17 protein-coding genes are annotated in these 18187 nt (G+C 68.3%); 6 read left to right on the forward strand and 11 right to left on the reverse strand.

Annotated features, from left to right (window positions below):
- Nucleotides 1-24: 24 nt before the first annotated feature.
- From HDC95_RS09790 to HDC95_RS09830, 9 genes are all read right to left on the reverse strand, one after another.
- Nucleotides 25-1482 carry an FtsX family ABC transporter permease gene (locus tag HDC95_RS09790; protein WP_259063260.1) on the reverse strand — a complete coding sequence of 486 codons (1458 nt, stop codon included), beginning with the start codon at nt 1480-1482 and terminating at the stop codon, nt 25-27.
- Nucleotides 1479-2240 carry an ABC transporter ATP-binding protein gene (locus tag HDC95_RS09795; RefSeq protein ID WP_259063261.1) on the reverse strand — a complete coding sequence of 254 codons (762 nt, stop codon included), beginning with the start codon at nt 2238-2240 and terminating at the stop codon, nt 1479-1481. Before HDC95_RS09795 ends, HDC95_RS09790 begins: the two co-directional genes overlap by 4 nt.
- Before the next feature lie 88 nt (nt 2241-2328).
- The gene (locus tag HDC95_RS09800) at nt 2329-2964 is read right to left on the reverse strand and encodes a response regulator transcription factor (RefSeq protein ID WP_259063262.1); all 636 of its coding nucleotides are present in this window, start codon (nt 2962-2964) and stop codon (nt 2329-2331) included.
- Nucleotides 2961-4175 (reverse strand): histidine kinase, encoded by a 1215-nt coding sequence (locus tag HDC95_RS09805; RefSeq protein ID WP_396652691.1) that lies wholly within the window; start codon nt 4173-4175, stop codon nt 2961-2963. Before HDC95_RS09805 ends, HDC95_RS09800 begins: the two co-directional genes overlap by 4 nt.
- A gap of 61 nt (nt 4176-4236) precedes the next feature.
- Nucleotides 4237-5028, reverse strand: a complete 792-nt coding sequence (locus HDC95_RS09810; RefSeq protein ID WP_259063264.1) for a class I SAM-dependent methyltransferase — start codon at nt 5026-5028, stop codon at nt 4237-4239.
- A 20-nt stretch (nt 5029-5048) separates the two neighbouring features.
- Nucleotides 5049-6209, reverse strand: a complete 1161-nt coding sequence (locus HDC95_RS09815; RefSeq protein WP_259063265.1) for an AMP-binding protein — start codon at nt 6207-6209, stop codon at nt 5049-5051.
- Between the two features lie 19 nt (nt 6210-6228).
- Complete coding sequence (locus HDC95_RS09820; RefSeq protein ID WP_259063266.1) at nt 6229-7128, reverse strand: 1,4-dihydroxy-2-naphthoyl-CoA synthase; 900 nt, start codon at nt 7126-7128, stop codon at nt 6229-6231.
- Between the two features lie 32 nt (nt 7129-7160).
- A complete protein-coding gene (locus HDC95_RS09825) occupies nt 7161-8150 on the reverse strand; it encodes a permease prefix domain 1-containing protein (protein WP_259063267.1) in 990 nt (329 codons plus the stop codon).
- Nucleotide 8151: 1 nt separating this feature from the next.
- On the reverse strand, nt 8152-8478 hold the full coding sequence (locus HDC95_RS09830) for a PadR family transcriptional regulator (protein ID WP_259063425.1): 327 nt from the start codon (nt 8476-8478) through the stop codon (nt 8152-8154).
- Between HDC95_RS09830 and HDC95_RS09835 the strand changes: the two genes are divergently transcribed.
- From HDC95_RS09835 to HDC95_RS09845, 3 genes are all read left to right on the forward strand, one after another.
- Nucleotides 8444-8581: a hypothetical protein gene (locus HDC95_RS09835; protein WP_259063268.1), complete on the forward strand. Its 138-nt coding sequence runs from the start codon at nt 8444-8446 to the stop codon at nt 8579-8581. The genes HDC95_RS09830 and HDC95_RS09835 overlap by 35 nt on opposite strands.
- Nucleotides 8582-8707: 126 nt before the next feature.
- Nucleotides 8708-9688 (forward strand): DUF559 domain-containing protein, encoded by a 981-nt coding sequence (locus HDC95_RS09840; RefSeq protein ID WP_259063269.1) that lies wholly within the window; start codon nt 8708-8710, stop codon nt 9686-9688.
- Between the two features lie 112 nt (nt 9689-9800).
- Nucleotides 9801-10778: an o-succinylbenzoate synthase gene (locus HDC95_RS09845; protein WP_259063271.1), complete on the forward strand. Its 978-nt coding sequence runs from the start codon at nt 9801-9803 to the stop codon at nt 10776-10778.
- Nucleotides 10779-10919: 141 nt separating this feature from the next.
- Here HDC95_RS09845 and HDC95_RS09850 read toward each other — a convergent pair whose 3' ends face one another.
- Nucleotides 10920-11552 carry a TetR/AcrR family transcriptional regulator gene (locus HDC95_RS09850; RefSeq protein ID WP_259063273.1) on the reverse strand — a complete coding sequence of 211 codons (633 nt, stop codon included), beginning with the start codon at nt 11550-11552 and terminating at the stop codon, nt 10920-10922.
- Between the two features lie 126 nt (nt 11553-11678).
- Here HDC95_RS09850 and HDC95_RS09855 point away from each other — a divergent pair, with 126 nt between their 5' ends.
- The 3 genes from HDC95_RS09855 (at nt 11679) to HDC95_RS09865 (ending at nt 17169) form a co-directional block, all read left to right on the forward strand.
- Nucleotides 11679-14552 carry an efflux RND transporter permease subunit gene (locus tag HDC95_RS09855; protein WP_259063275.1) on the forward strand — a complete coding sequence of 958 codons (2874 nt, stop codon included), beginning with the start codon at nt 11679-11681 and terminating at the stop codon, nt 14550-14552.
- Nucleotides 14549-16552, forward strand: coding sequence for a YhgE/Pip domain-containing protein (locus HDC95_RS09860; RefSeq protein ID WP_259063276.1), 2004 nt, complete (start codon nt 14549-14551; stop codon nt 16550-16552). The genes HDC95_RS09855 and HDC95_RS09860 overlap by 4 nt, the downstream gene beginning before the upstream one ends.
- A gap of 146 nt (nt 16553-16698) precedes the next feature.
- Nucleotides 16699-17169: a 2'-5' RNA ligase family protein gene (locus HDC95_RS09865; protein WP_259063277.1), complete on the forward strand. Its 471-nt coding sequence runs from the start codon at nt 16699-16701 to the stop codon at nt 17167-17169.
- A gap of 35 nt (nt 17170-17204) precedes the next feature.
- Here the strand turns inward: HDC95_RS09865 and ccsB are convergent, their stop codons facing one another.
- Entirely contained in the window at nt 17205-18179 is a 975-nt protein-coding gene (gene ccsB, locus HDC95_RS09870) for a c-type cytochrome biogenesis protein CcsB (protein ID WP_259063278.1), read from the reverse strand.
- Nucleotides 18180-18187 lie beyond the last annotated feature (8 nt).

The following is an 18187-nucleotide window of genomic DNA, read 5'->3' on the forward strand; positions in this document are numbered from 1 at the left end:
CCTCTAGCCTATGAGACCTGCGGCTCAGTCGACGGCCAGCGCCTCGACCGGCGCGACGCGGGTCGCCAGCCGGGTCGGTGTCGCTGCGGCCACGAGCGTCAGCACCGCGGTGGCGACGACGATGACGACCACGGGGATCCATGGCACGGCCGGCGCCACAAGCCCCGCCGTGTCGAAGTTCGGCGGCACCCGCACAGAGCCGAGCAGCGACTGCGCCGCGATCCAGCCGTAGAGCACTCCGAGCACGAGCCCGGTCGCCGTCGCCGTGATCGTGATGTGCAGCGCCTCGAGCAGGATCATCCGGCGCACCTGGCCGTTCGACAGGCCGATCGCCCGCAGTAGTCCGAGCTCGCGCCGCCGCTGCACCACTCCGATCGTGAGCAGGTTGACCAATCCGACCGCGGCGATCGCGGCCGAGACGCCGACGAGCACCATCATGACGGCGGCGAAGCTGTCCATGATGAGGGCGAACTCCGAATCGAGCTCTCCACCTGCGGCCTTCGCCAGCAGCACCTTGACCGATTCCAGCGCGACAGCGAACATCGTCACCAGCGTCACGCCCATGACGACGCCGATCGCCATGCGGCTGGAGCGCTCCGGGTACCTCAGCGCGTTCTCGGCTGCCAGTCGTGCGGTCGCCGAGCGTCCGAACAGCTTTCCGACGAGTCGCAGTAGCGGCGGAATCACGAGAACGGCTCCCAGCGAGATCCCGGTGAACGAGAGCAATCCGCCGAAGAACGCCACGACCACGCCCAGCGGCGTGACCAACCCGGTGAGCACGCCGAATGCGAGCAGGGCCGCCCCGGCGATGAGCAGCAGCAGCGCGCCGACGTGGCGCGTGGGGCGCCGCGCGGCATCCTCGTGCGAGCGCTCCACCGAGCCTCCGATGGCCTGCAGCGGCGTCACCGCGAGCACGCGCCTGGAGCCCACCCACGCCGCCGCCCACGTGGTCAGGGCGACGCCGATCGCTGGAATCAGGATCGCCGGCTGCATCAGGGTGAACGAGGGCAGCGCGCCCAGCATCCGATCGGCGACGGCCACTCCGCCCCAGGCGATGACGATGCCCACGACCAGGCCGATGACGGCACCGAGCGCGCCGACGACGAGACCCTGATTCGCGACCTCGACCCGCTGCGAACGTGCGCTGCCGCCGATCAGTCGCACCAGCGCGATGTGGCGCGTGCGCCCGGCGATGATGGTCGAGAACGTGTTGGCCGTGACGATCGCGCCGACATAGAGCGCGACGCCGATCAGCAGCACCGAGAGCAACGCGACCACGACGGCGAGTGTGCCGCTGTCTCCGATGTACGGGTCAGCCTTCAGCATCGCCCCGATGTACACCGTCGCCTCGATGAGCACGACGCCGAGAACCGACGAGAGCGCGGCGACCAGAACGCTGGCGCCCATCCCACGGTCGCGCAGCCAGGTGAGGCGAGGTCCGGTCGCGGTCGTCTCGGGGACGACGGATGCCACGGCGCTCATGCCGCGACCTCGGCCGCGAGCATGTACGCGGCGATCTGCTCGGCACTCTGGCGGGGGTGGTCTGCGACGATGCGACCATCGCCGAGGTAAAGCACCCGATCGGCGTGGCTGGCGGCGATCGCGTCGTGCGTGACCATGGCGATGGACTGGCCGTGGTCGCGGCTCGCCGCCGACAGCAGCTGCAGCACCTCGCGGCCGGTCGCCGAGTCGAGGTTGCCGGTGGGCTCATCCGCGAACACGAGGTCGGGCGCCGTGGCGAGCGCGCGGGCGATGGCCACGCGCTGCTGCTGTCCGCCCGAGAGCTCGTGCGGGCGGTGCCGCAGACGCGCACCGAGGCCGAGGGTCTCGACGAGTCCGTCGATCCTCGCGCTTTCGATGGCACTCGGACGGCGGCCGTCGAGTTCGAACGGCAGCAGGATGTTGCCGAGCGCGTCGAGCGTCGGCACCAGGTTGAACGCCTGGAAGATGAACCCGACGCGGCGGCGGCGCAGGATCGTGAGGTCGAGGTCTCCGAGCCCGGTGATCTCGGTGTCGCCGATCCATGCGCGCCCCTCGGTGGGGGCATCGAGTCCGGCCATGATGTGCATGAGGGTCGACTTGCCGGAGCCGCTGGGCCCCATGATCGCGGTGAACTGCCCGCGGCGGATGCCGACGCTGATGTCGTCGAGAGCCGTGACGGCGCTCCCGCCCGTGCCGTAGGACTTCGTGAGGTGCTGCACGCGGGCTGCGAGCCCGAGGTCTGTGGTCGTGATCTCCATACCTACGACGCTACGAAGAGCGGATGCTGCGGCGCATCGCCCGTGCGCAGCATCCGTCTACATCTGAAGGATGATCTCGGGCGGTGGATCAGTTCAGCCCGTGCTCGAACGCGAAGACCACGAGCTGCACCCGGTCGCGCAGGGCGAGTTTGGTGAGGATGCGACTGATGTGCGTCTTCACGGTGGCCTCGCTGAGGAATTCGCGCCCGGCGATCTCGGCATTGGAAAGTCCGCGGGCAGCGAGCGCGAAGATCTCGCGCTCACGATCGGTCAACGACGCATAGGCAGGAGGCACCGGCTTCGCCGCCTCGGTGAAGTGCGCGAACAGCTCGCGTGTGGCGGATGCTGCGATCACGTTCGACCCGGAATGCACGGTGCGGATCGCCGCCAGAAGGAACTCCGGCTCTGCATCTTTCAGCAGGAACCCGCTCGCCCCTTGCCTGATCGCGCGCGCTGCAGCCTCGTCGAGGTCGAAGGTCGTGAGCATGACGACCTTCGGTGCGTCCGGCGACTTCAGGAGCTCGGCCGTGGCGGTCAGTCCGTCCATCACCGGCATCCGGATGTCCATGAGCACCACATCCGGTGCCGTGTGTGCGACAGCGGCGAGCGCCTCCTGCCCGTTGCCGGCCTCCGCGACGACCTCCATGTCGGGCTGGGATGAGACCAGCATCCGAATGCCTGCGCGGAAAAGCGCCTGGTCGTCGACCAACAGCACCCGGATCATGAATCTCCTCCTGTAGCGGCCTGCATCTCGGACGCAGTCCCGATCGGCAGGTTCGCACGAACGACGAACTCGTCGCCCGTGCGCGCGGCCGTGAGCGAACCGCCGACGAGCTGCGCGCGCTCCCGCATGCCGACCAGACCGTGCCCTCCGGGAACGCCCACCACCGGAGCGGGGACGACAGCGTTTCGCACTTCGACCTCGACCCGATCAGGCAGCCATGCCAGATGGATGTCGACCACCCCGCCGGTGCCGTGCCGGATGGCGTTGGTCAGCGCCTCCTGCAGGATGCGGTAGACCGCGAGCTGGATCGCTCCAGGGGGCTCCCCCGGCGGCATGGGATCGACCGTGACGCGCGACTCGACGCCGGCCTGCCGCACCTGGCTGAACAGCTGCTCGAGGTCGGCGATGGTGGGCTGAGGTCCGTCGCCCTGGCGGTGGCGCAGTTGCGTGAGCAGCATCCGCACGTCGGACAGCGCGGAGCGGGCGGTCTGGGAGATGGTGCCCAGCGCTTCGGTCGCCACCTGCGGATCGGATGCCGCGGCGTAGCGCGCCCCATCGGATTGCGCCACGATCACGGCAAGCGAATGCGCGACGACGTCGTGCATGTCGCGGGCGATGCGCACCCGCTCCTGTTCCTCCGCCGTGGCGATCTCCGCACGCGTCTGCGCTTCGCGGCTGACGCGCCAGCGCAGCACCATGCGCCATCCGAAACCGCCCAGCCAGGGCGAACCGAGCGCGAGGATGCTCATGAAAGCGAGCAGCACGAAGGTGGCGACGGTGCTGGAGATTCCGGCCGCGAAGAACTGACCAGTGCTGAAGGCGATGTACGTCGCGGCGATGATCCCGCCGACGAAAGACGAGACGAGACCCGCCCAGAAGACACGAGTCGTGCCCCAGGCGGCCGTCGCGTAGAGCACGCCGAGGATCGCGACGTTGATCGGAAGCGGCCCGAGACCTGCGGCCATCTGGACGATCGCACCGACCCAGGCGACGGCCAACGCTATGCCCGGCACGAGCCGCCCGATCGCGACGGCGCCGCACTGCAGCACCGCGGCGACGACGAGGCCGCCGATGCCGACGGCCTCGGGGACCGTGGAGCTGATGTTCCCCGGCGCATAGAACGCGAGCGACGTGGGAGTGAAGATCGCGAACAGCACGAACGCCCCGACGATGTCGAGGACGAGCGAGGTGCGGGACAGCGGGCGGATCACCATCTCACGCTACGCGAGGCGCCGGCCGCCGGCATCCGCCCAGCGATGTATCCGGCGGTTGTCAGGCGCGCGCGAGGATCTCGCCGTGCGGCACGAGGTACCAGCCATCGGCGGCGTCGGACCAGGCGCGCCAGGCCCGGCTGATGCGCTGCAGATCAGCGGTCGTCGCGAAGCCGTCGTCCACGAGCTGCCGCGCGAGCGCCGATTCGACGATGCGGTCCGCCCACATGCCGCCCCACCATACGCGCTCCTCTGCGGTCGCGTAGCACCAGGTGGATGCTGTCGCGGTGACGTCTTCGAATCCCGCAGCCCGTGCCCACGAGAGCAGTCGGCGCCCGGCATCCGGCTCGCCGCCGTTCGCGCGCGCGGCCGCCCGGTACAGCTGCAGCCACTCGTCGAGATCGGGCGTCAGCGGAAACCAGATGAACCCGGCGTAGTCGGCGTCGCGCGCGGCGACCAGCCCGCCCGGTTTCGTGACCCGACGCATCTCGCGCAGGGCCTGCACCGGGTCGGCGACGTGCTGCAGCACCTGGTGCGTGTGCACGATGTCGAAGCTGTCGTCGGAGAAGCTCAAGGCGTGCGCATCTTCGACCGAGAAGGCGATGTTCGACACGCCCTGCGCTGTCGCGAGCTGCTGCGACAACGCGAGCTCGGCCTCGCCGATCTCTGTCGCAGTGACGTGGGCGACGTGCTGCGCGAAGTCCATCGTGATCGTGCCGGGGCCCGCGCCGACATCGAGGAGCCGCGCGTCCGGAGACAGATGAGGGCGCAGATACTCGGCCGAGTTCGCGATCGTGCGATTGCTGTGCGAGCGCAGCACCGACTCGTGGTGCCCGTGGGTGTAGGTGGCCATGTTCTCCCTCTCCGGAGCTCTCAGTGCAGCTCGGCGGCGAGGCGACGGATCGCCTCGCGGTCGGGCTTGCCGGAGCTCAGCGTCTGGATCTCGTCGACGATGATCATGCGCGCGGGCCTGGCCGCTTTGCCGAGTTCTTCCGCGACGACCGCACGCGCGTGCTCGAGCTGCTCGGATTCGCTGCGACGGAGCGCATCGCCACGCTCGGCGACGATGACGGATGCTTCGCCCCACCGTTCATCGTCGACACCGACGACGACAGCGCCGGTGAGACCCGGGATGCTGCGGACGATCCGTTCGACGCGGTCGAGGGAGATGTTGACGCCGCCGGAGACGATCACGTTGTCGGCACGCCCGTGCACCCGCACGATGCCGTCTTCGACGATGCCGAGGTCGCCGGTGCGATACCAGCGGATGCCGAGCTCATCGCGCACGAAGGTGGTCTCGGTGAGGACGGGATCGCCGAGGTAGCCGTCCGCGAGCATGGGCCCGGCGATGCTCAGTTCGCCGTCGACGGCCTTCACCGCGACCGTGTCCAGCGGCACGCCGTCGTACACGCATCCGCCGCTCGTCTCGGTCGAGCCGTAGGTGCGCACGAGGCGCGCGCCGAGTTCGGCGGCGCGTTCCCGCATCGGCGCCGGCAGTGCCTGTCCGCCGACGAGGATCGCCGAATACGCCTGGAGCGCTGCGAGCACCGTGGTGTCTTCGACAGCCGCGTCGAGCAGGGTCGCGACCTGCGCCGGCACGAGGGACGTGAACAGTTGCTCGTCGTGGCCGCGCAGCATCGGCAGAGTCGCCTCGGCGAAGCTTCGGGCCGAGAACCCGCCGTCCAGCACGACGGGGGTCGTTCCGGCGAGGATGGAGCGCGCGAGCACCTGCAGGCCGGCGACGTAGCCGGCGGGCAGGGCGAGCAGCCAGCTGCCGGATCCGATACGAGCAGCGGTGGCCTCTGCCCCCGCGCGCAGCGCCTCGGCGCTCAGCACGACGCGCTTCGGGATGCCGCTCGATCCGGAGGTTCCGACGACCACCGCCGTGCCGTCGTCCACGGTCTCGGAATGGTCCCCCGACTCCCCGAGGCCCAGCATCCCCAACCCGAGCGCGGGGCCGCCGTCGAGCGCCCGGGCGAGATCGCGTTGCAGCTGCGCGGCGTCCTCGGCCTGTGTGGCGATGAGTTGCGTCATCCGTCGGCGCTCGCGGTTGTCAGAAGTGCCAGGGGAACGAGGTCCAGTCGGGATCGCGCTTCTCGAGGAACGAGTCGCGACCTTCCACTGCCTCATCCGTGCCATAGGCCAGGCGTGTCGCCTCGCCCGCGAACACCTGCTGGCCCACCATGCCGTCATCGACCGCGTTGAAGGCGAACTTCAGCATCCGGATCGCGGTGGGCGATTTCGTCAGCACGGTGCGCGCCATCTGCAGTGCCTCGCGCTCAAGCTCGGCGTGCGGTACCACGCGGTTGACGGCGCCCATCTCGTAGGCGCGCTGGGCGGAATATTCCTCGGCGAGGAAGAACACCTCGCGGGCGAACTTCTGACCGGTCTGCCTCGCCATGTACGCCGAGCCGTAACCGGCGTCGAAACTGCCGACATCGGCATCCGTCTGCTTGAACTTCCCGTGTTCCGCGCTCGCGACGGTCAGGTCGCACACGACATGCAGCGAGTGCCCGCCGCCGGCGGCCCACCCCGGAACCACGGCGATGACGACCTTGGGCATGAACCGGATCAGTCGCTGCACCTCGAGGATGTGCAGGCGTCCGGCTCGCGCCGGGTCGGCCACTGTGGCTTCGTCATCCGAGTACTTGTAGCCGTCCCGCCCTCGGATGCGCTGGTCGCCGCCGGAGCAGAACGCCCAGCCGCCGTCCTTCGCGCTCGGCCCGTTGCCCGTGAGCAGCACTGCGCCGATCTTGGGATCCTGACGGGCGATGTCGAGCGCCCGATACAGCTCGTCCACGGTGTGCGGCCGGAAGGCGTTGCGCACTTCAGGACGGTCGAACGCGATGCGGGCGACGCCGCCGTCATGCGTGACGTGCGCGGTGATGTCGGTGTAATCCTCGGCGCCGGGCGCGAGCACCCATTCTGCGGGATCGAAGAGTTCGGAGACCATGGGATCAGCCTATTCCTTCGGCATCCAGCCGCTCAGCCCGCGCGACGAGCCTTGAGCCAGCCGTCGATGCTGTCCCAGACGGCGATGCCGACGATGCAGGCACCAGTCAGCACCGCCAGGATGCGGTAGATGCCACCCTGTGCCGCTGACTCGGCGGCGCCGGCGGCGAATCCTTCTCCACCGGCCGTCGTGACGAACTCCAGGAACTCCGGGTTCACGAGCTGCCCGGTCGCCAGCAGCACGACTGCGAAACCGGCGAACACGGCGGCGAGCACGGTGTTCATCGCGGCCAGCGTCCGCGTCCAACGGCCCCGACCGTACACGAAGAACGCCAGCGCGCCCTCGGCACCCATCACGACGAACAGCCCAGTGATCCACCATGGCCAGAGTTCGGGGTTCAGGATCGGGATCGGGTCGGCCCCCGTGGGGAAGAACCCGTGGAAATGGTCCCACAGCACCGCCCCGGCCATGATGAGGAGAAACACGATCGAGCCGATCAGGTCGCGGCGCCCCGCGCCCTGCTCAGAGGGCTCAGGGAGCATATCGATGTTCCAGACCACTCCGGTGTCCGCACCGGTGCGCTCCAGCACGAAGAAGACGAGCGTGGTCCAGAAGCAGAGGTGGACGATGACGGAGAGGGTGACGGCGACCGTCTGGCCGATGATCTCTCCCACGGGGGCATTCGAGATCGTGAGGCCGAGTGCGACCGCGGCAGCGGCGCTGACGGGGACGATCCACAACAGCAGCTTCAGAAGTCGCCACCAGGTGAGGTAGTACCGCGGGCCGATCAGGTGCAGCGGACGATCGGCGTAGCTCGCGGCGAGGATGCCCGGATCGCCGAGCTCGGTCAACACGGCCCGCTCGGCGGAATCCCTCGGCTCGCCCTGGTCGAGCCGCGCCTCGATGGCATCATCGATGGATGCCGCGAGCTCGGCCCGGACATCGTCCTGGGCGGTGGGCGTGATGCTCTTCACCGTCGCAGCGATGTATCGCTCGGTGAGCGAGGAGCTGGTCGCAGTCATGTCAGTTCTCCTGGTCTGTGAGGGTGGCGATCGCAGCACTGAGCGCGAGCCAGTCTTGAGTGAGGGTGTCGGCGAGTCGGATGCCCGCGTCCGATGTGCGATAGAACTTGCGAGGCCGTGCCTCTTCGGTGTTCCACTCGCTGGTCAGGTACTCCTGCTTCTCCAGTCGGCGAAGCAACGGATACAGCGTGTTCGCGTCCGTGGCGAAGCCACGGCGCTCGAGCTCCTCGAGCAAGCCATAGCCGTAGCCCGGGGTGCGCAGCAACTGCAGACATGCGCTCGCGAACCTGCGGATGCTGCAGGAACATGCCTCGGACGTGCACGCGATCTACACCTACAACGCCGGAGTCAACGAGCACATGCTGGCGATCAACCGGCGCCTGGGCTTCACTCCCTCCGAGCTCATGGGCGAGTTGCAGAAGCGGGCGTGACCCACGCCGCCCATTCCCGTCGCACTTTCTGTCGCCTCTACTGCTCTGAACCGACAGAAATCGCGACGGGAACGGTGGCTGTGGACAACTCCGGCGAGCTCGGCCGGACGGTGCGAGTGTGGGGACGTGACCAGAGCTCGTGAGCTGCCGCCGGAGTTGGGGACGGTGTTCAGCGTGCGCGATGCAGCCGATGCCGGAATCAGCGGAGAGCGGATGCGCAGAGGCGATCTCGCCCGGCCCTTCAGAGGAGTTCGCCAACTCGAGAACCATCCGACTTCGGCGCCGAATACGGACGATGACTTCGCGATCCAGGCCGCCCGCAGGCGTGCACAGGCATTGGCCTATGCACCGTTGCTCAAAAGTGATCAGTTCTTCAGCTTTGAGACCGCGGCCGCGTTCTGGGAGGCGCCTGTGCCGCTGGTCACCGACTCGTTCGGCAATGCTCTCGACGGGGCCGGGCTCGCGCTGCATGTCAGCACACTCGGAAGCGGCCCTCTCGCACGATCGGCCGCGGTCACCGCGCACCGCGCAGACGCGCGCACATCGCAGTTCGTGATCCGCGATGGCGTGCCCATAAGCACGGCCGCGACAACCTGGGCGAGCATGGGCGCCCTCTCTGTGCCCGATCTCGTTGCGCTGGGTGACTATTTCTGCCGGTGCTGGCGCTCAGGATTCAACCGCCGAAACGTCGGACGTGCGCCGCATGCCACCGTTGCCGAGTTGCACGCCGCGATCGCTGCGGGCCGTCGCGTAGGCAATAAGCGGCTGCGGGAGGCGGTGGAGCTGATACGTGAAGACAGCTGGTCACCCCGCGAGTCGCGCGTACGCTGCGTGCTCGTGACCGCTGGGCTTCCCGAGCCCGCACTCAACGCCGACATCTATGACCGTTTCGGCGCGTTCCTCGGCTGCGTCGACATGGTCTACCCCGCAGAGCGGGTCATCGTGGAATACCACGGAACGATCCACAGTCAGCGCTACGCACAGGATGTCGAGCGCATCGCCGCCCTCCGCGCCGCGGGCTGGACCGTCATCGAGGTCACCGCCGCGTTGCTGAAGCGACCATCCGAGCTCGTTCGCCGTGTCCGTACGGCGCTGGCCGTGGCGTGAGCGTCCCTCCCGTCGCACTTTCTGTCGCCTCTGACGCTCCGAGCCGACAGAAATCGCGACGGGAACAGCGGCGGAACGGTGGCAGGAACGCTCGGGGAGGCATGATGGGGACATGAACCCGTCGCTCGCAGAGCTGCTCGAGACGGCCCGCGTGGTCGCCCTCCCCATGACGACGCGCTTCCGGGGCGTGACCACCCGCGAGGCGCTGCTCTTCGAAGGGCCGGAGGGCTGGGCGGAGTTCTCGCCGTTCGTCGAATACGCGAATGCCGAGGCATCCGTGTGGCTGTCCGCGGCGATCGACTACGCCTGGAATGCGCAACCGGCTCCGCTGCGGGAGAGCATTCCCGTGAATGCCACCATGCCGGCCGTCTCCGCCGAGAAGGTGGCTGGGGTTCTCGCGCGATTTCCCGGATGCCGCACAGTCAAGATCAAGGTCGCAGACCCTGGCCAGGCGCTGAGCGATGACATAGCGCGGGTGCGCGCCGTGCGCGATGCGCTGGGACCCGAGGGGCGCGTGCGCATCGACGCCAACGGGGCGTGGAACGTCGATGAGGCGGAGCACGCGATCCACGCCCTCGCCGAGTTCGATCTCGAGTACGCCGAGCAGCCCTGCGCCACCGTCGACGAGCTCGCCGAGCTGCGCACACGCGTGAAATACATGGGCATCCCGATCGCCGCCGACGAGAGCATCCGCAAGGCCGAAGACCCGCTCGCCGTCGCCCGTGCGGGTGCCGCCGATCTCATAGTGATCAAAGCGCAGCCGCTCGGCGGCCTGACCCGGGCGCTGCAGATCGTCGTCGCCGCGGGGCTGCCGGCCGTGGTCTCCAGTGCGCTCGACACCGCGGTGGGCCTGTCGCAGGGTGCCGCACTCGCGGCTGCACTCCCCCACCTCGACTACGACTGCGGCCTGGGCACCGGTGCGCTGTTCGTCGAGGATGTCGCCGAACTCGCACCGACGGATGGAGCGATCCCTGTGGGCCGCGTCACCCCTGACTCAGCGCGGCTCGACAAGCTCGCGGCATCCGCCGAGCGTCGCGACTGGTGGTTCGAGCGTCTCGAGCGCTGTCACACACTGCTCGCCGCGGAGTGACCGCGGGCCGCGGGACCTCGGGCCGCGTGGCCGCGGGCCGAGGCACGAAACAGGACCTGCCGCACGAGACAGGTCGTGGCACGGCCTGTCTCGTGCCGCAAGTCCTGTTTCGCGCGTGATGGAACGAGCGCGGCGAGCGGCTCAGGCCCCGGCCGGGGCGATGAGCAGTTCGACGAGCTGTCCGAGCGCCTCGGCGCCGGCACGATGCAGCTTCTCGCCGTCCCAGCCGGACACCGCCGCGCGCGCCATGCATCCCTCCCACTGGACCGTGAGCATCTGCGCGGCGGTGGGCACATCGATCCGCAGCGCGAACAGGCCTGAATCGACGATGCCCTGGATGATCTCCTCGATGCTGGCGGTCATCGCCCGATCCTGGGCGAGATAGGCCTTCCCGAAGTCTTCATCGCGCAGTGCGCGGATGCGGATCTCGCTCATCATGAGCACGCTCAGGCGATCATCCAGTCGAGAATCCATCACCTTCTGCACGAGTTCGATGGGATCGGCATCACCGTTCAGCACGCCCGCAGCGACGAACTCCTCGATGCGCCCGCGCACGGACGCCAGGCGCTGCTCCGCCACGGAGGAGGCAAGCTCGAGGAAGAGCTCGTCCTTGGACTCGAAGTTCGAGTAGAAGGCTCCGCGCGTGAAGCCCGCGCGCTCGCAGATCGCCTCGACGCTGGCACCCTCGAGGCCGACCTCGGCGAACACCTCGGCCGCAGCATCCAGCAGACGCATGCGCGTGTTCTCTCGCCGTCTTGTCACGGGAATCGTCATCGAGCCCTCCTCCAGCCAATCTCACATCCTGCGCACAGTTTCGCACGGCCGACTCACCGTAGGATACACATGTGTATCGGATACATCTCTGTATCCATTCTCCCGTTCGCCGTCCCGGAGGAATCTGTGTCCACTCTCCTGTCGTCACTCGGGCGCTGGTCGTTCCGCCACCCGTGGCGCGTGCTCGTCGCCTGGCTCATCGTCCTCGGCGTCGCCGGCGGTGGCGCGCTGGTGCTCAACCAGGGCACGGACAACTCGTTCAGCATCCCCGGCACGGAGTCGCAGGACGGCCTGGAGCAGCTCTCGCGCTCATTCCCGCAGGTCAGCGGTACGAATGCGCAGTTCATCGTGGTCGCCGCCGATGGCGATTCCATCACGGATGACCAGTACCGGCAGCCGATCGAGGATGCCGTCGACGAGCTGAGCGATCTCGACGGGGTGCTCGCGGTCACCTCTCCTTATGACGACACGATCGAGGGGATGATCAACGAGGACGACACCGCGGCGATCGTCCAACTGCAGTTCGACGGGCAGGCCACCGACGTCTCGGCCGAGACGAAGGACACTCTGACGGGCTCCGTCGACGCGCTCGCAGGAGACCTGCCGGACGGCGCGCAGACGAAGCTCGGCGGAGACCTGTTCGCCATCTCGATCCCCGGAGTCACCCTCACCGAGGCCGTGGGCCTGATCATCGCGCTCCTGGTGCTGATCATGACCTTCCGCTCGTTCGTGATCGCCGGGCTCCCACTGCTGACGGCAATGCTGGGCGTCGGCATCTCGATGGCCGGCATCTTCGCAGCCACCGCCTTCGCCAGTGTGTCTTCGACGACTCCGCTGCTCGCTCTGATGCTGGGGCTCGCGGTCGGCATCGACTATGCGCTGTTCATCATGGCCCGACATCAGGATCAGGTGCGCGACGGCGTCGATCCTGAGGAATCAGCCGCGCGCGCCGTGGGTACTGCGGGCTCTGCCGTCGTGTTCGCCGGCATCACCGTGCTGATCGCTTTGATCGGTCTCGGCTTCGCCGGTATCCCGTTCCTGACGACCATGGGCATCGCGGCGTCGGTCGCGGTCGCCGTCTCGGTGGCGATCGCTGTGACGCTGACGCCTGCTGTGCTCGGCTTCCTGAAGGGCCGCATCGTCGGCCGGCTCAAGACGGAGCGCCCGGCGAAGAAGGGGAAGGAGACGAAGCCCCGACGCGGATTCAGCGACCGCTGGGTCGGCGGCGTGACGAAGCATCCGATCCTAACGTCCCTCGCCGTCGTCATCGGTCTCGGCATCGTCGCCGTGCCCGCACTCAGCCTCAACCTCGCGCTGCCGAACGCCGGCGTGCTCGCGCCCGACGACGAGGCCCGGCAGAGTTACGATCTCGTCGCGGACGAGTTCGGCGCCGGGTTCAACGGGCCGCTCATCCTGACCGGCACTATCGTCACCTCGACCGACCCGCTCGCGCTGATGGAAGACCTGGGGGATGCCGTCGCCGAGATCGACGGTGTGAAAGAGGTCGCACTCGCCACCCCGAACGAGACCGCGGACACCGGGATCGTGCAGGTGATCCCCGAGACCGCGCCGGATGACCCGGCGACCAGCGACCTCGTGCGCGAACTGCGCTCGCACCACGACGAGTGGCTCGATGAGTTCGGGATTGATGTGAAGGTCACGGGCTTCACCGCCGTCGCGATCGACATCTCCGACCAGCTCGGAAATGCGCTGCTGCCGTTCGGCATCTTCGTGATCGGACTGTCCCTCATCCTTCTGACGATCGTGTTCCGCTCGCTCTGGGTGCCGATCACTGCAGCCCTCGGATACCTGCTGTCGATCGTCGCGGCGTTCGGCGTCGTCGGGGCGGTGTTCGAGTGGGGATGGTTCGCCGATCTGCTGCACGTCGCCAAGGTCGGTCCGATCATCAGCTTCATGCCGATCATCCTCATGGGCGTGCTGTTCGGTCTCGCGATGGACTACCAGGTGTTCCTCGTCTCCCGTATGCGCGAGGACTTCGTGCACGACCCGGACGGGCGCTCGCCCGACAGAAGCGTGCGACGTGCGGCGGCGCTGCGCGCCGTGCGCAGCGGCTTCAGCGGTTCGGCCAAGGTCGTCACGGCTGCCGGACTCATCATGTTCGCGGTGTTCGTGGCGTTCGTGCCCGAGGGTGATTCGTCCCTCAAGCCGATCGCCCTTGGCCTCGCGGCCGGCATCGCGATCGATGCGTTCCTGGTGCGCATGACGCTCATCCCCGCGCTCATGGCGATCCTCGGCGAACGCGCATGGGAGATTCCCGCCTGGCTGGAGAAGATCCTTCCCAGCGTCGACATCGAAGGAGAGGCGGTCGAGCGCGAGCGGCACCTCCAGGCGTGGCCGGGTGACGGCTCCATCGTCGCCGCGGACGACCTCGTGCTCAGCGCGGATGCGCCGATCCTCGAGGATCTCTCGCTGCGCATCGCCCCCGGAACCGCGCTCGTCGCCACCGGTCGAGATCGCGGCGTGCGCCGCGCGCTCGCGCTGGCCGTCGCAGGCAGACTGACTCCGGATGCCGGAAAGCTGCGCGTCGCAGGGCACCTGCTGCCCGGCCGTGCCGCTTGGGTGCGCAGTCACGTCGGCTGCGTGCTGGTCGACGATGCGGATGCTGCGCTCATCGACCTTCGCGAGGCACTGCGCGGCGCACCGACCCTCGTCGTGATCGACGGCATCGATCGGTTCACGGGAGGGCAGCGCGATCAGGCGGCCGCGATGCTGCAGGATGCTGCTTCGGCAGCCGCAGCGCGGGCCGATGCGGGGACCTCGCGTCCGCTCGCGGTGTTCGCGACAGCATCCGACGCCGCGCTCGCCCGCACGATCCTCGCCGAGGCTGCCTGGCCCGCCGCATCCGTCGTAGACCTCCACCATTCCGTCGACGCCCCCGTGGGCGATCGACGCCCCCTCCTCGACGCGCGTCCCAGCGGAGGCGTCGACGATACGAGGGGGCCTCGACACACGTCAGACATCACCGAGGTGAAAGCATGACCCTCTCCATCGAGCGCGCCCGTTCGCGGGGGCCCATCACCTGGCTGACGATTCTCGGCATCCTGCTGCTGCCGGCGGCTGTCGGCGGCATCCTGGTCGCGGCCCTCCAGAACCCGTCCGAGCGGCTGGACAGCATGACCGCCGCCATCGTGAACCTCGATGAGCCCGTCACGATCGACGACCAGTACACGCCACTCGGTCGGCAGCTGGCGTCAGGCCTCGTGGAGGGGTCGGACGACCTGGACTCCAATCTCACGTGGGTCATCTCGAACGAGGATGACGCCGCGGAAGGGCTCGCCGACGGCAGCTACCAGGCGGTCATCACGATCCCTGCGGAGTTCTCCTCCGCGGCGACATCAGCCGGCCAGGCCATCTCCGAGGGCGGAGGCTCCGCCGAGAAAGCGACGATCAAGGTCACGACGCCGGATGACGGACTCGTCGCCGACGACCTCATCACCGGGCAGATCGCATCGGTCGCCGCATCCACCATGGGCACCATGCTGTCGGAGGCGACCATGGAGAACGTGCTGGTCGGCTTCACGACGATCGGCGATCAGATCGGTGAGGCGTCATCCGGCGCGCTCGAACTCGCGACCGGCGCCAGGAGAGCTGCGGATGGCGCCGCGGCCCTTCCGGATGGTGCGACGAAACTTGCGGACGGCGCAGCGCAGCTGGGGACCGGCGCGTCGGAGCTCGCGGGCGGGCTCGGCACGATCGCGTCGGGCACGCAGGATGCTGCGAACGGCGCGAGTGAGCTGGGCGCGGGGTTGACGTCCGGGGCGGCTGCGCTCGAGGCTCCGGACAGCGATCTGAACAAGCTGGCGGGCGCCGCGTCGGCAGGCGCCGGCTATGCGAAGACGGCAGCGGACGGGACCACCGCGCTCGCTGGATCGCTTGGCGCAAACGCGCAGATTCTCACCGCGTTGGTCAAGGAATGCCAGGCGCCGAGCCTTGACTCCGACTTCTGCGACCGGTTGAGCGCCACCGCAACGGCCATTGGCGGCAACGCCGACGCTGCTGGCGCAGCTGCTGTTTCTGCTGGCGCTGCGAATGTCTACGCCGGGAATGTCTCGAACGGCGTGAGCGCGCTGCCGAGCGCACTCGCCGGACAGTTGCGTACCGCCGGAGACGGCGCGCTTTCGCTCGCCGACGGCCTGTACCAGCTCGCCTCCGGCGTGGGCCAGTCGGCGACCGGCGCGAACTCCTTGAGCACAGGTGCCGTGGCATTGAGCGACGGCGCGACCGCGCTCTCCGATGGCGCAACCGAACTCGCCACGGGCATCGACAAGCTCGCCGCCGGAACAGGCGACCTCGCCGGCGGCCTGAAGACGGCATCCGAGTCGCTCCCCTCGTTCGACGATCAGGAGTCGTCGTCGCTCGCCTCCGTCATCGCCGACCCGGTGTCGTCGAACTCGTCTGACTCGTCGATGAACACGATCTTCGGGCCGACCGCCATTCCACTGCTCGCGGCCGTGGTGCTGTGGTTCGGCAGCCTCGCCTCGTTCATCGTGATGCGCGCGCACACCGCGCGCACGCTGACATCACGGCGCTCGTCGGCGGGGCTGGCGCTGCGCGCGTTCGCTCCTGCCGCTGCCATCGGCGCAGGTCAGGGCATACTCGTGGCACTGATCGTGCAGTTCGTGGCGTCGTACGATGCCGCGGCATGGTGGGCTTTCGCCGGCACGGCCGTTGTCGCGGGTGTCGCATTCGCTGCGGTGAATCAGGCCCTGGTGGCGCTGTTCGGCGGAATCGGACGCTGGGTCAGCGCTCTCATCGGCGTCGTGGCTGTGGCGACCGGGCTCATCTCGACGGTGCCCGCCTGGCTCGCGTCGATCGGCGAGGCACTGCCGACGGCTCCGGCGTTCAGCGGGCTGATCGCTGCGAATGGCAGCGCGCTCGCGAGCCTCGTGGTGTGGGGCGTGCTGTCGCTCATCGCGACGACGCTGATCGTGGCCGTGCGCCGCACGACGTCGGCGAAGGCCGTGCTCGCCGCCGGCTGACGCCCCCTGAAAGGAGGAAAATGCTGCTCAAAATCGAGTTTGACCGGCGTTTTTCTCCTTTCGACGCGGATGTGCGGAGGTGGGCGCCACCGTAGTCGGCCCCGACCGGAGCGGTTGCCGCCGACTATCGAGCGGTTCAGGATGCTGTGCTGCGGAGCCTGCCCGCCAGCATCACGCATCCGCACACCGAGCACGTCACGCTTCGCGGATTCAACGAACCGGATCGTCTGGATGAAGTACACGCCGCCGTCCGCACCTGGGCGGCGGCGCAGCATCCGATCGAGATCACGACCGAGGCGATCGACACGTTTCCGGCGCCGTGGCAGATGGTCATCGCGCGGCTCGCACGCACGGCATCCGTCGTCTCTGCTTACGCGACGCTCACCGATGCTCTCGCGAGCACCGACTTCCACCGGCCGGACGAGCGAGCGCTCGACGACTGGACCTTCCACATGTCCGTCGTCTACGCCAAGACGCTCGATGCGGATGCCTGGTCAGCTCTCGAACGATCCGTGACCCGCGAGTACGTCGAACGCCCCACCGAGGTCATCAGCGAGGCGGAGTTCGCCTGGCACTCGTGCGGTGTCGAACACCACGAGGTGGTTCCGCTGGGCTGATGGGTGCCGGGTGCGCCGAACTGCTCGATGCCCGATCAGCTCAGGCCGGAGTACGCGTGCAGACCCTTGAAGAAGACGTTGACGATCGTGAAGTTGAAGATCACGGCAGTGAAGCCGATGATCGAGAGCCACGCCGAACGGCTTCCGCGCCAGCCACGAGTCGCACGGGCGTGGATGTAACCCGCGTAGAGCACCCAGATGATGAAGGTCCAGGTCTCCTTGACGTCGAAGCCCCAATAGCGGCCCCAGGCATCCTGCGCCCAGATCGAGCCGGCGATGAGTGTGAACGTCCAGAGGATGAATCCGACGATCGCGAAGCGGAACGCGAGTCCTTCGAGGCGCTCGGACCCCGGCAGCGTCGAGAGGAACGCGGGCCCGGTCTTCTCTGCGTGCTCGGCGATGCGACGTTCGCGGCGGTGCTGCATCAGCTGCAGCACCGACAGCGCTGCAGTCAGGGCGAAGAACGCCGTGCCGAGCGAGGCGACGAACACGTGGATCACGAGCCACACGCTCTTGAGGGGATCCATCAGAGGCACGACGCCGACATAGAAGCTCACCGCTGCAGCGCCCATCAGTACGACGATGAGACCGGTGATGAACGTGCCCAGGAAGCGCAGATCGATGCGCGTGAGCACCAGAAGGTAGACGAACACGACCAGCAGCGTGCCGATCATCGCGAATTCGTAGAGGTTCGCCCACGGCACGCGCTCTGCCGCGATCCCGCGCAGCACGGTCGCTGCCAGGTGGAACACGAACGCGAGCCAGGTGAGCGCGGTGCCGATGCGCGCCATCACATAGCGGGGCTTCGCAGGCTCAGCGGATGCCGCAGCCTCTGTCGCTTCGGCCGAACCGCCGGCCCCACCCACGAGCACGGTTTCGCGCGCGAGGCGCGCGTCGGCGCTGACTTCTGACCGACGTGCGAGATCGAACGCGTAGGCGACGAAGGCCGCGGCGTAGATCGCGATCGCCGTCCAGACGAACAGGATCGAGAGGGAATCGAGGTCGGGCATGGTCCCAG

Source organism: Microbacterium sp. AK031 (genome assembly GCF_024807145.1).
Classification (GTDB): Bacteria; Actinomycetota; Actinomycetes; order Actinomycetales; family Microbacteriaceae; genus Microbacterium.

Coding starts and splice junctions, on each gene's coding strand:
- HDC95_RS09790 (WP_259063260.1), bottom strand. CDS start 1,482: ATGAGCGCCGTGGCATCCGTCGTCCCCGAGACGACCGCGACCGGACCT.
- HDC95_RS09815 (WP_259063265.1), bottom strand. CDS start 6,209: ATGACGCAACTCATCGCCACACAGGCCGAGGACGCCGCGCAGCTGCAA.
- HDC95_RS09825 (WP_259063267.1), bottom strand. CDS start 8,150: ATGACTGCGACCAGCTCCTCGCTCACCGAGCGATACATCGCTGCGACG.
- ccsB (WP_259063278.1), bottom strand. CDS start 18,179: ATGCCCGACCTCGATTCCCTCTCGATCCTGTTCGTCTGGACGGCGATC.
- HDC95_RS09835 (WP_259063268.1), top strand. CDS start 8,444: ATGCTGCAGGAACATGCCTCGGACGTGCACGCGATCTACACCTACAAC.
- HDC95_RS09800 (WP_259063262.1), bottom strand. CDS start 2,964: ATGATCCGGGTGCTGTTGGTCGACGACCAGGCGCTTTTCCGCGCAGGC.
- HDC95_RS09860 (WP_259063276.1), top strand. CDS start 14,549: ATGACCCTCTCCATCGAGCGCGCCCGTTCGCGGGGGCCCATCACCTGG.
- HDC95_RS09845 (WP_259063271.1), top strand. CDS start 9,801: ATGAACCCGTCGCTCGCAGAGCTGCTCGAGACGGCCCGCGTGGTCGCC.
- HDC95_RS09820 (WP_259063266.1), bottom strand. CDS start 7,128: ATGGTCTCCGAACTCTTCGATCCCGCAGAATGGGTGCTCGCGCCCGGC.
- HDC95_RS09850 (WP_259063273.1), bottom strand. CDS start 11,552: ATGACGATTCCCGTGACAAGACGGCGAGAGAACACGCGCATGCGTCTG.
- HDC95_RS09795 (WP_259063261.1), bottom strand. CDS start 2,240: ATGGAGATCACGACCACAGACCTCGGGCTCGCAGCCCGCGTGCAGCAC.
- HDC95_RS09810 (WP_259063264.1), bottom strand. CDS start 5,028: ATGGCCACCTACACCCACGGGCACCACGAGTCGGTGCTGCGCTCGCAC.